This is a genomic window from Halodesulfovibrio aestuarii DSM 17919 = ATCC 29578 (assembly GCF_000384815.1).
Taxonomy (GTDB): Bacteria; Desulfobacterota; Desulfovibrionia; order Desulfovibrionales; family Desulfovibrionaceae; genus Halodesulfovibrio; species Halodesulfovibrio aestuarii.
Genome location: NZ_ARQF01000020.1, coordinates 543,914 through 557,030 on the forward strand (window position 1 = coordinate 543,914; position 13,117 = coordinate 557,030).

Here is a 13,117-nt window from a genome sequence, read left to right on the forward strand (position 1 = left end):
CTTAACGGAAATAATAATTTTAACGCGGCAACCAGTTATAACTGCAGACTGTAAATAACTTTATCATCACCAACATCATAAAAATCTTTCAGTAACGCTTCACTACCAAATCCACTTTTTTCATAAAAAGAACGAGCAGGCGCGTAACTGACTTTTGACGAAGTCTCAGCATACAAGGAGCGCCCGCCACAAGTCTATTAAGCATATGTTCAGCCAGAAGTGAGATATCTTCAATATGATCTCGTAATGGAGTGATTTCGATAGGAAAAACATTCAGGCGATAGAATAGGTCAGATCGAAATTTATTACTTTCGACCAAAGCAGATAAGTCTTCGTTACCGGCAGCGATAATACGAACGTCCACTGGAACATCCTCCTCCCCGCCGACTCTGTGAATTACCCGCTCCTGTAGCACTTGCAATAATCGAATTTGTACGGAGGGAGGTATGGTTGCAATCTAGTCTAAAAAGATGGTGCCACCTGCTGCTAATTCAAACTTCCCGCGCTTTCTGCGGTAAGCACCTGTAAAAGAACCTTTCTCATGACCAAAGAGTTCGCTCTCAACCAGATTTTCAGGCAACGAGCCACAGTGCACTACGACAAAAGGCCCATTACGCCGGTTGCTTTGGTTATGCACCAGACGCGCAATAACGTTTTTACCAGTGCCTGTTTCTCCTGATATTAAAACTGTGGAGCGCGTGTTCGCTACAAGTTTTATCTTTTTATAGATAGCCTGCATCGCAGGGCTGGAAAGTGTTGTTCCAACGGTAGGTTCAATTCCGGAAACAGAAATTGTGAGGCTTGCCCATGTGTCAATGAATTTGAAACCATATCTTCTGACGCATGTTCCAAGGCTCATAAAGTCGATGTCTGCCACTTGCAGTTACTCCTAAGAATGTTGCTTGCAACACATACTTAGTTTTTTTTGAGTAGCAATCATGTTTTGAGTTCATTTTAATGAACTCAAACATTTTGTTCTCGTAAAACAGAATGATAGATATTCATCCCTCTCAGGGGTTTCCCAACTAAATTCTCAGTTCTCAATACTCACCAGATTCCTTCCATTATCCTTGCTGATGTACAACTGATTATCGGCCCGCTGCAACACAGATTGTAACTCTTCGCCATTCTTGGCAATGACTCCACCAAAGGATGCAGTAACCTTAATTATCGTATCTTCATATTCATACCAGCTTGTTTCAACCAACATTCGCAAGCGCTCTCCTACTATAAGCAAGTCTTGGGCTGTAATATTTGGGAGAATAAGCAAAAACTCCTCCCCGCCCCAACGAGATATGATATCAAAAATCCGCAATCCTGAATCAAGAGACTTGGAAACCATTCTAAGGACTTCATCCCCCACAAAATGCCCCCATGTATCATTAATATGCTTAAAATAATCAATATCAACAAACAATACTCCATAAGAAGCATTCATGTTTTTTGACTGGCTGCATACGTTCTCTAAAGTAATTTCAGCGAAACGCCTGTTGCCAACGCCTGTGAGTCTATCAAGCAAAGCCTCTTTACGTAATTTTTCAAACTCTGAAAAAAAATTTTCCCGGGAAAGAGATAGAGAAAAAAATTCAACAGCTCCAATAACATTCCCAATATCGTCTCTTAAAGGTGATGTTTTAACCGTTACAGGAACACGGTGCCCATTCTTATGACGCATAAAAACAGCAGCTTCTGCAAGTTTGCCTTCCTGAATAGTTAACTCAAGAGGACAACCTCTCATACACAGCTCTTGCCCCTCAGCATTGACATGACAGAGCATGTTATCAGCACACTTCTTACCAAGTACTTCAGCCGAACCATACCCTGTAAGTCTTTCTGCTGCCTTATTCCAAAATATAATTTTCTGTTCTTTATCAACAACATATACACCGTCAGCAAGGGCATGCAAAACATCTACATAGAAAGCATGATCCATAAATTTCTCTCCTACCCATATCTGTTACGCTCTAACGCATTACATATATCAAAAAAATAATTACCTCTTCAAGATAAACAATATATAATATATAATTTGCCCCAAATTGAGCTAAAAGTAGCGTCTCCCCCCAATACGACTGCGAATAATTTCACAATCAGCCAGAGCTCTCACTTCAACAACTCACTGATTATAGAACAAAAAATCCCGCAATTTTCATTGCGGGATTAATCATATCGACATCAAATTAACTTTCTTTTTATTCACCCAAGCTGACACTTCTTTTCTAAAAAAAATCGATTCTTCAAAGTGACAACAACGATGTCAAAATTATCTCATTCTAAAACAATCAGTTACATCCAGACAATTCACGAAGACCGACTCTACGCGACATAGCCCTTGCAACTATCTTAGATAATATATCCTCTTTATTAGATCTTTCTATATTATCCACGCTTACGCATTTCATGCGCTGCCGCCACCATGTTCCGTAAGGAAGCAATACATTCCGGCCAGTCCCTTGTTTTAAGGCCGCAATCCGGATTTACCCACAAACGTTCTTTTGGGATATACGCTGTCGCATCTTCCAAAAGTTGGACCATTTCCTCTTTGGTTGGGACACGCGGGCTATGAATGTCGTAGATCCCCGGACCGATCTCATTCGGATAATCAAAGCTCTTGAACGCATCCAGTAACTCCATTTTGCTACGACTTGCTTCGATACTGATTACATCTGCATCCATTGCGGCAATTGACCCAATAATGTCATTAAACTCGCTGTAGCACATGTGAGAATGAATCTGCGTTGAATCATCAACACAAGAAGTTGATAGACGGAAACAATCCACGGCCCATGCAAGATATTTTTCACGATCTTTCTGTTTGATAGGCATACCTTCACTAAAGGCTGCTTCATCAATCTGAAGAATCTTTACCTTAGCATCTTCAAGATCCTTTACCTCATCACGAATTGCAAGAGCCAGCTGGCGGCAAACATCCGCACGCTCCATGTCATCACGCACAAAGCTCCAACAAAGAATTGTTACAGGCCCTGTAAGCATCCCTTTCATATGCTTATGAGTGAGTGATGCCGCATACGTTATCCATTTAACCGTCATCGGATTTGGTCTGCTTATATCGCCATAGATGATCGGAGGTTTCACACAACGGCTACCGTAGCTCTGCACCCAACCACTGCTGGTAAAACAGAAACCATCCATCTGCTGTCCAAAATATTCCACCATGTCATTTCGTTCCGGTTCTCCATGAACAAGAATATCCAGCCCCAGAGCTTCCTGCTCTTTCACAACGCGCTGAATCTCTTTTTTAATGAAACCTTCATAATTCTCTTCAGTCAGAATACCTTTTTTAAATGCACTACGCTTAGCACGAATTTCTGAAGTCTGAGGGAAAGAGCCAATTGTGGTAGTTGGATACTGTGGCAGGTCGAGCCATGCTTGTGTGTTCTTACGCACTTCATATGGTTGTTGGCGGCAAAACATCTTTTCATCAATAGCGCTAACACGTTCCTGCACCAACGGATTATGAACGCGCCTGCTCAGGCGGCGTGAATTAATTGCAGAAGTGTTTCGATCCAGTATCGCAACCCCCTCTGTTCGTCCTGTTCCAGAACGTTCGCTCAACAAGTTTTCTACGTCAGAAACTTCCTGACACTTCTGAACGGCAAAGGCCAACCAACTCTTCAGCTCTTCATCAAGCTTTGTTTCACTCGCAAGGTCAACCGGGCTATGCAGCAAAGAGCAACTGGACCCCACTAGCACCCTTTCAGCAGGAAGAGCATCAAGAGAGCCATTCACCTTCGTTAGCACCTTTTCGTAGTCGGTCTTCCACACGTTACGACCATCTATAAGGCCTATGGAAAGCGCCATCGAGGAAGGAAGTTTTTCAATATACGCATCTAGATTTGCACCGCCACGAGTCAAATCTACGTGTACCCCCGCACAGCCAGAGGCAAAGGCAATATCAAGATTGTCGTCCAACGCATCGAAATATGTTGTCAACAATAGGCCAGCAGAATTTACTGATGCATTCAGCACATCATACGCCTGTAAAAACGCCTCACGAGCAACTGGAGACATATCTGCACATAAAATAGGTTCATCAATCTGAATCCAACGACATAATGGATCAAGCTGGGTAACTATTTCTTTATACACACCAATAACGGCATCTAAGCTTTGCCAGCAGTCATACCCATCAACACCTTTCGCCAAAGAAAGATACGTAATAGGCCCCACCAGTACAGGCTTTGGCACATAGCCACAGGCAATAGCTCTACGAGTATCGTCAATCAATGTAGTTGAAGAAAGCGTAAACTGCTGTGAAGCGGTAATTTCCGGTACAATATAGTGGTAGTTAGTATTGAACCACTTGGTCATTTCCATTGGCGGAATATTTCGGGAAGCGTCCCCGCGTGCCATACGAAAATATGTGGATAGATCGGAAGTGGTGCTGGAGCCACCAACATCAAACCGCTCAGGAATTGCCCCGAGCATTGCTGTTGTGTCGAGCACATGGTCATAAAAAGAAAAATCGCCGGTTGAAACGTAAGAAAGACCTGCTTCATGTTGGATACGCCAGTGGCGTTCCTTTAAGTCCTGACTCACGCTCAAAAGTTCTGATGTGGAGGAAACCCCACGCCAGTAGGCTTCAAGAGCCTTTTTCAGTTCGCGGTGGGCACCTATACGAGGAAACCCGAGAATGTGTTTTTCCATCTGTGTTACTCCTTTTATTGGAAAATAAAAGGAACAACGACAACTCGAAATGCGGGCAATGCAAGTACTATTCAAGCACAAAATAACGTGCCAAACATCTTGCCGGATGCCTGTCCAATCGCGAGACAGTCGTGCTCCTGCATTTATGACGTCTCCTGGCTTCCGGTCTGTTTTTCCCTAGCCTTCCCGCATTCAACAGTGACTAGAGCAGCTTATTATCCGGTTACAGTGGCGCGACCGCGACGGATTTACACCGTCTTCCGTTTCATAAATGCTTATATCGAGATTTATTAATATATGCACTTTCTTTTTTTTGCAAGGAGTTGTTAAAAACAAAATCAACTTTTTTCTTCGCAACGTAATAATCAGCAGACTTAAAACTTAAAAAAAGCTTTCCCCTAAAAATACAAGTTGCAAAAACTTGTCACCTCAACTCGTTAAACACAAAAAAAGCCCTCACAGCTTTCACTGTAAGGGCTTAATATCATGGCGGAGAGGGAGGGAAGCACATTGTCCTCAAAAACTCTCATCAGTAAATATATTTTTCAATTCGTCTTTGCCTGTTACTCACAAAGTTACTCATAAATAGGCGAGTAAACAACTTTGGAAAAATTAGTCATGAACGTCAAGCCATGACACTACTTCCTCTCCAAAGTGAATAAAGTCATCAAGATGATGCAAAGCAACAGCGTGTACCACATCCCAATCTAGATTTGTATATTCGTGAACAGCTACATTCCGAAGCCCAACACTACGAGACATGCTCTTTGCCACATCTTTGCTGAGAACTCCTTCACGATGAAGTAAAAGGAACGCTTCCGCCATCGTCGATGGCACAGACAAAGTATCCGCAAGAATATGAGTCGAAATGTCGATACTTATCTGCACGGCACGTTGCAGATTGAGTACAACGATATCTTGTAAGTCAAAATCTGCTTCTAGTATCTCAGCTTCAGCAGGAGTTTTCTCCTTAACTCGCTGGATACAGCGCTGCAACAAAAGCAATTTTTGCTGAACAACTTCTTTATCCATTAAATCCTCTCTGCAGTCGGCTTTCAACAATTCGACAGCGTAGCGGTTCCATGTCTGCTTGATCAAAAAGCATTCGTTTAATCAACATAGCGTGAATTAAATCAGAACGCTTTAGAACAACTTCACCTTTTGTAAGAACTTGGTGCAAAATTACTCCTTCGGCCGAATATAAATCCACAACATCAACCTCGCGGCCAAGAGCCAAGCTCAACTCTGCAATCAAATCTAGGCGCAACGAAACAGATAACGGTTTAGAGGCAAACACAGCCACATCTACGTCACTATCTGCACGCATCGTCCCCGCAGCAGCAGAGCCAAAGACAATGCCTAGTTGAATTTCTTTATGTGCAGCCAGCACGCCAGCTATATTCTTTTTAAGTGTAATCTTATCCATTGTTACGCCTGAGTTAATAATTTCCCTATGCTTCGCGCAAGAATAGCAGGCAATAAAGATCGAGGCTAGCCTTTTGCCTTCATACGTTGCCAACAAATTCCAAAGCGGCCTCAAACATTATAGTAAGTTCGATTCGTAATCTGCAAAAAACAACAAGGAACAGAGCCCAGAGTATAATATATTAACGTGTAAGAATTTCGACTTGATCTGACATTTCCTCTTGAAAAATAAGAGGTTCTCCCTTTTGATGAATAATCAGAAGACCACCAAAACGGGTACCATGCCCAAAGGAGAACCTTATGACAACGTACAACCAAAACGTTATTAAGCACAAGGTCGGACTTCTTAACCTAGCAGAAGAACTTGGAAACATATCCAAGGCATGCAAGATGATGGGGTATTCCCGCGACACCTTCTACCGGTATCAGGCTGCCAAGGAAGAAGGCGGAGTTGAAGCACTTTTTGATAAAATTCGGCGTAAGCCGAATCTGAAGAACCGTGTTGAAAAAGAAGTTGAGGACGCAGTAGTAGCCTTCGCAACCTCCTATCCAGCGCATGGACAGACAAGAACAAGCAACGAGCTGCGTAAGAAAGGGATTTTTGTTTCTCCTTCTGGAGTTCGTTCTATTTGGGTCAGGCATGACTTGCATAATTTTAAACTGCGACTCACAGCGCTTGAGAAGCTCTCTGCGGAAAAAGGAATAGTGCTCACTGAGGCACAGGTGCAAGTGCTCGAACGCAAGAAAGATGATGATGTTGCCCATGGCGAAATCGAAACTGCTCACCCAGGCTATCTTGGAAGTCAGGATACGTTTTATGTGGGCACAATTAAAGGCGCTGGTCGTATCTACCAGCAGACTTTTGTGGATACTTACTCAAAATGGGCCGCAGCGAAGCTATATACAACAAAGACACCTATTACAGCCGTAGACATGCTCAACGACAAGGTTCTTCCATCCTTTGAAGAGCAAGAAATGGGTATGTTACGTATCCTAACAGATCGTGGCACAGAGTATTGTGGAATCTAAAGCAGCACGACTACCAGCTATTTTTAGGCATACGAAAACAAAAGCAAGACACCCGCAAACCAATGGGATCTGCGAGCGCTTTCACAAAACTATTTTGAACGAGTTTTATCAGGTTGCCTTCAGACGAAAAGTATACTCAAGCCTTGATGAATTGCAGATAGATCTTGATCTGTGGCTACTTGAATATAACACCGAGAGAACGCATCAAGGCAAAATGTGTTGCGGTAGAACGCCATTTGGACCTATGATGGATGCAAAGCATCTTTGGACGCAACATGTTGTAAATCTCAATTAAACTGACAGGTGGTCGGTCAAAAGGGCTATGTGTCAGATCAAGTATGAACCACTACACGTTATAAATAAAAGCCCCGAAATCCTATGGTTCAAACCATACAAAACTTCGGGGCTTCTTAGTTATAATTAGTCAATATTACTATGAGGCAGTGTTCGCGTGGAGACGCAACTCTTCTGTAACCGTTGTAATCCGATTGGTTGTTTCTTCCAGATTTGTAATTACCTGTGTTGCCCCTTCAACTTCTTCTCCGGAAGCTGCCACTATTTTTTCCATCTTCACTAACGCAGATGAAACCTGTGCATATTCATTAGCTTGCCTGTCTGCAGCTTCAGAAATTTGCAATGAGCGATCATATGTTGTTTCTGCACCATCAGCTATTCGCTTAAAGCGCTCCCCTGAATCCTCAGCAAGGGTTGCTGTTTCAGTAATATCTTGTGCAATGCCATCCATTGATTGCGCATTAACCTGAGTTGCCTGCTGGATGCCGGAGATCGTGTGATCCACCTTTTTAGTGGCTTCCATTGTTTTTTCAGCCAGTTTGCGCACCTCATCAGCAACAACGGCGAACCCTCTGCCAGCTTCGCCCGCTCTTGCTGCTTCAATTGCGGCGTTGAGTGCAAGCAAGTTTGTCTGGTCAGCGATATCAGAAATAACCACCATGACTTGGTTGATGGATTCTGCCTGACGATCAAGCTGACTCATTTGCTCCTGCAACATGTTAGCTTTTTTGTGGACAGCTTTGATGGATGAAAGAGACTTTTCAATCATTTGGGAACCTTCACGAACAGTTTCTAGCTCTGTTTTGCCCTGTGACATGGCTTGATTAGCAAGTTCTTTAATAAGAATTGCTGCTTGGTGGAGGTTATCCATTGCGTGATCAACTTCACTCATCTGATTGATTTGATCATACGATTTTTCGCCTACAGTACTCATGTGACCGGTAAGAGTATCCATCATTGATTTACTCTCGACAGCAGCTTGCTCTAACGTATGAGCTGTACGCAAAATTTCATCATATGAAGTTTGAAGATCCTGTCTACTTTTCTCTGCTTCATTTTGAGCTAATGCTGCGGCCTGTGCTTTATCCCGTGCATCTAAAGTTGCTCTATGCAAATCGTTATGACCGGTTACAAGTTCTTTCGACATCAAGTTCATTGCTACAGCTAATTCTGATAGTTCATCAGTTCCGTCTGTAGGTATATGCAAATCAAGCTGACCAGCTGCGATGTCTTTTGCCCCTTTCGTAACAGTCGAGAGTGGTCTTAAGATACTGCGGATAATAAAGGCACAAAGGAACATGATACCTATAAGAAAAATACCAAATAGTGTTGCGACAAAAATGATTCTTGGACGGGCAAGACTCATCAGATTTTTTTTAAACGCTATCTGGTTCTTCAATATATTAGACATGTAGATGCCAGTACCAATCCAAATGTCTGTTCCATCAATAAACTGCGCTGAGCCAATTTTAGGTTGCAGTCCTTCCCCCGGTTTATTCCAGTCAAACTCTGTAATGCCACCACCGGCCTTAGCCAGCTTGAATAATTCCTGAATAATATAGGTTCCGTCTGGTCCTTTCAGTTGACTAAGGTCTTTGTTTATCAAAGATGTATTAGCTCCATGAGCTACACAAGTAGTCCCCCTGTATGCATAAAAATAACCAGACTTATCTTTTTCAAAACGAATTCTGGTAAAGGCATTTTGAATGATCTTCTCCTGCTCTGCTGGATCCGATACATTTTGTAGTGAAGCAGCAAGCGCGCTGGAAAGGATTGTTGTTGCTGCAGTTATTTTTTCTTTTTCCTGAATGGCCATTCTTTTATTTACTTCAACCGAGCTCGTATCCATGAGCATGTTGGACGCTTGCCAGTATTCAAAAAGCAATCCCCCAAGTGAAAGTAGAAGCAAGGCGAAAAGTAGTTGAATTCTAGTAGCGATTTTAAATTTTCGTAACATCGTAGTTTACTTCTATATTCTGTTAAAGATTGACCAATAATTTTGCCAAATTAAATACTACAACGAGTAGTCCCCCTAAGACATTCGACCATTGTTGTATATTTATCACGATAACCCAGTGCTTATATCATATGGCAATGGAAAATATTGCAAAGCACGTCCCAATAGGACTTTACCCTTAATTTTGTAGCAGAATCACCCCCCATAGTTACTATTTTCCCCAGCTAACCCTCACCAATATAAAATCGACTATCCAAGCCCAACTACAGGCCAACAAGTTAAAGACGTACTTATCCAAGACCATTCAACTATAGCAGAGAGTGTTATGGACAAACTCACACCGAGCCAAAATATCGTCTTCAATAATATTGGGGTGGTAGATAAGGTTGGTAGTAGATTTGCTAAACGCGTTACGATAATTTCGGAAGAAAATGCATTTTTCATTAATCTAACAATTCAAGATAGTCATGACTTATCCGCTGAAACTCAAAAAGATAACGAGCACTCCCGAAAGATTTTTCTAGGACTCGAAAATTTCAACGTTGTAACTAATGCACTTAATTATGGTAAACCTGAAGTATCAGTTGCTTATTCTCGCAACAGCTCCGAAATTGATCTAAAAGACTTTAAAAGCAATCAGTCAAGTCACTGATTACAATATTTCACTTTACCACTTCGAATAATTACCTCTTCCAATATTCTCTTAGCATTTTCCTGTACACTTTCTTTAGCCTTAGCAGCATTCAAGGTACGTAAGAAAATTGTACTAATCTACAAAACCATTCTTGAAACTCTGATTAAAAAAGAAAATCAAAAGTTCACTAAGGGAAAAACAAGATTGCCCTCAGTAGATTTTTAGACTCTTTGTAAAAAGATTAACAAGAATAGGGTATAAAAAGACTAGTTGCAGACTTGATGAAAAAGCACAAGGAAGAAGATAAAGGGCTCAAAAAAGAATTCAAAGGATTCCTTGAACTCTTTCTAGAAAAATTAGCTTGAAAATCAGACAAGGTTTTCAATTTTGAAGCTGACACAGCAAAACCTGAGAGTCCAAGTATAGATAGAACTGAAAACAAAGGCCAACAACAAGCTGGTATTATTAAACAACAAACCAATATTATTAATTAAAAATATGGACAACCGATGTTATACGAAGCCTTAAAAAGCGTACTGAGTCTATTTTAACACTTGGTTCAAATGATCTCTTTGGAGACGAAAATAACGCAGGAGCTGTTCAGCAGCACTCCACAGGAAAGATCCTTCACAAGGGCTACGCCTCAGAACCTCAGGAAAATTGACACGACATGACAAAAAAATGCGGGGCAGATGTGGGGCACAAACCTTATTCCTGAACAGAAGACACAAAAAAAGCCCTCACAGTTTTCACTGTAAGGGCTTAATATCATGGCGGAGAGGGAGGGATTCGAACCCCCGGAAGGCGCAAACCTTCAACGGTTTTCAAGACCGCCGCGTTCAACCGAGCTCTGCCACCTCTCCGTGTTATGTTCTCTGCGAAGCAGAGGTGGTCTGTATAGAGAATTACGATTCAAAGTGCAAGCACTTATCGCATTCTTTTTAAATTTTTATCCAACCACTAATACGTTACTGAATCTGAGCATTGAAGCAAACCAAACAAAATTCTCAATAAGTTATCGGGATTAATAGGTTTTCCAACATACTCATTCATTCCTGCGGCAAGAAAAGCTTCTCTGTCACCTTTTAAGGCATGTGCTGTCATAGCCACTACAGGTACGTCTGATCGCACACAAAAAGACGTTGATTCACGAATCCTGCGTGTTGCTTCAAGACCATCCATCTGCGGCATGGCGATATCCATTAGCACCACATCGTATGCCTCTTTCTTTACCGCTTCCAGTGCCTCAATACCATTCGTCGCAAGATCAACTTCAAAGCCCTGTTTTTTTAAAAAAATATCCATATATTTTAGGTTCACGGCATTATCATCCACGACAAGAACTTTCTTAGAGCTGCCAAGTTCTGGTTTAGCCAGAGCATTTTCCCGAGTTGCCACCTCGCCTCGCTCATTTAGCTTACCAAGCTGAAACGGGAGCGTAAAAAAGAACTCTGCACCTTCTCCCGGTGCGCTGGTAACCTCAAGCTTGCCTCCCATTAATTCAACAAGCTTGCGACAAATGGCTAACCCAAGTCCAGTTCCTTGATATTGCCGCGACACGGAGCTATCAGACTGGACAAAACGCTCAAAAATTGCCTCCTGATGCTCCTTGAGAATACCAATTCCGCTATCCTTAATGGAAAACCGTAACTGAGCCCACTCATGTTTTAACTCTACCAGTTCAACAGCTAGATGAACAGTTCCGGCATCAGTGAACTTCAAAGCATTATCAAGCAAATTAACTATCACTTGTCTGATTCGAGAAAAATCACCTACGATTACATCTGGCACATCATCAGGAACAGTAAAAACTAAATTCAAGCAACGCTCTTCTGCACGATGGAAAAACATTGTACGTAGGGCAGAAAGACGCTTTCGGAGCCTGAATGCTTGCCTGTCTACCTCCATAACTCCCGCTTCAATCTTTGAAAAATCCAAAATCTGGTTGATTAGAACAAGCAGCGACTCTGCTGAATTTTCAACAGCTTCAAGATATTCCCGCTGCTCTGCATCAAGTTCTGTATCAAGCGCCAGATCAAGCATACCAAGCAAGCCATTCATTGGAGTGCGTATCTCATGACTCATTGTTGTCAGAAACTCACTTTTGGCTTTATCTGCCGCCTCAGCGGAATCTTTAGCAGCTCTTAGCTCATGCGTCATTTCTACTTCACGCGGTATTTCACTAGTACATTCCAGTAGTAATGGTGCACCTTGCTCCGACGACAAAGGAATATATTGAATACTGCGGTGCACACCTGTAGTGGGATGCCGTTCCGTAATTATCTGACTTTCGCCTTCAGCAAGAGCTGTTTGAAGTGAATGTATGCGTCTGCCATTGTGCAAACACGATTCAGTCTTCATCTCTCCCCAGACTGGATCGCCCGATGCAGCAGTGGAGTACGCAATACTTCCGTCGTCCGTATAAGCGGTTACACCAACGGGGACAGCGCGCAATATATCCCTCAGCAACGATGCTTCACGCTTCGCTGCCGCTGCTTCCTGCTCCAGACTAGCAGAATATGCTTCAAGCTCGACAATTTTTTCAATTGCTGTCGTCAAATCAACCGGATCAAACATACATCGGTCTTTGCCCGTTATAGGACTCAACAACATGCAATTATCTATATCTTTATCCACATGCGCCCCCACTTCTTGCACATATACATGAAATCACTCTATCCAGTATCATACCTTCAAAAAAAAATCTTCATATTATACGACATTCACAGACATAATTAGCAACCAGTCTTCTGGTAAGAAGTTTAGTCGATAACGTACTGCTAATTCCAGTGTTCTCTACAATAAAAGAACAAACTAAATATTTTTTGCACAAGCCTTAAAAAACTACTATTTTACTCTATTTCACCTCATAACAATCTATTTTATATAATTATTCCACACTGTTTGCACTTTCAAACAGTAAGATTCCAGTGGTTTTTTTTGTATCAAAAACTTTATTTTTATGTTTTAGAAACAGAGTTAATGGGTATGTCACACTCGCTAAATGTGTACATTTCAGAAGGGTTAGTTACCGCTCGTGAAAAATTTCACCTTGACGCAATTGCCCCTAAGAAGTAGACACAGCGGTGTGGTAATGTGGGCTTTTTTTC

General features: G+C 42.0%; 7 protein-coding genes, 1 tRNA gene, 2 pseudogenes and 1 riboswitch. Of the genes and pseudogenes, 2 read left to right on the top strand and 8 right to left on the bottom strand.

Going from position 1 to position 13,117, the window contains the following annotated elements; all coding sequences use genetic code 11:
• Positions 1-193: 193 nt before the first annotated feature.
• From F461_RS19025 to mntA, 5 genes and pseudogenes are all read right to left on the bottom strand, one after another.
• Positions 194-754, bottom strand: a pseudogene (locus F461_RS19025) (sigma 54-interacting transcriptional regulator); the annotation flags it as partial.
• Positions 755-1,033: 279 nt separating this feature from the next.
• Positions 1,034-1,933, bottom strand: a complete 900-nt coding sequence (locus F461_RS0108435) for a sensor domain-containing diguanylate cyclase (RefSeq protein WP_020000718.1) — start codon at positions 1,931-1,933, stop codon at positions 1,034-1,036.
• A 446-nt stretch (positions 1,934-2,379) separates the two neighbouring features.
• Positions 2,380-4,668 (bottom strand): 5-methyltetrahydropteroyltriglutamate--homocysteine S-methyltransferase, encoded by a 2,289-nt coding sequence (metE, locus tag F461_RS0108440; protein ID WP_020000719.1) that lies wholly within the window; start codon positions 4,666-4,668, stop codon positions 2,380-2,382.
• 131 nt (positions 4,669-4,799) lie between these two features.
• Positions 4,800-4,978: riboswitch (cobalamin riboswitch) on the bottom strand.
• Positions 4,979-5,280: 302 nt separating this feature from the next.
• Complete coding sequence (gene hepT / locus F461_RS0108445) at positions 5,281-5,700, bottom strand: type VII toxin-antitoxin system HepT family RNase toxin (RefSeq protein ID WP_020000720.1); 420 nt, start codon at positions 5,698-5,700, stop codon at positions 5,281-5,283.
• Positions 5,693-6,094 (bottom strand): type VII toxin-antitoxin system MntA family adenylyltransferase antitoxin, encoded by a 402-nt coding sequence (gene mntA, locus F461_RS0108450; protein ID WP_020000721.1) that lies wholly within the window; start codon positions 6,092-6,094, stop codon positions 5,693-5,695. The genes hepT and mntA overlap by 8 nt, the downstream gene beginning before the upstream one ends.
• Positions 6,095-6,393: 299 nt before the next feature.
• Here mntA and F461_RS17525 point away from each other — a divergent pair.
• A pseudogene (locus F461_RS17525) lies at positions 6,394-7,417 on the top strand (IS481 family transposase).
• 138 nt (positions 7,418-7,555) lie between these two features.
• On the opposite strand, the gene F461_RS0108460 reads toward F461_RS17525, so the two are convergent.
• A complete protein-coding gene (locus tag F461_RS0108460) occupies positions 7,556-9,373 on the bottom strand; it encodes a methyl-accepting chemotaxis protein (RefSeq protein WP_020000722.1) in 1,818 nt (605 codons plus the stop codon).
• A gap of 325 nt (positions 9,374-9,698) precedes the next feature.
• On the opposite strand from F461_RS0108460, the gene F461_RS0108465 reads away from it, so the two are divergent.
• Positions 9,699-10,025 carry a hypothetical protein gene (locus F461_RS0108465; RefSeq protein ID WP_020000723.1) on the top strand — a complete coding sequence of 109 codons (327 nt, stop codon included), beginning with the start codon at positions 9,699-9,701 and terminating at the stop codon, positions 10,023-10,025.
• 753 nt (positions 10,026-10,778) lie between these two features.
• On the opposite strand, the gene F461_RS0108475 is transcribed toward F461_RS0108465, so the two are convergent.
• Together F461_RS0108475 and F461_RS17530 are read right to left on the bottom strand one after the other, a co-directional pair.
• Positions 10,779-10,870, bottom strand: a tRNA-Ser gene (locus F461_RS0108475).
• Between the two features lie 97 nt (positions 10,871-10,967).
• Entirely contained in the window at positions 10,968-12,644 is a 1,677-nt protein-coding gene (locus tag F461_RS17530) for an ATP-binding protein (protein ID WP_020000724.1), read from the bottom strand.
• Positions 12,645-13,117: the final 473 nt, after the last annotated feature.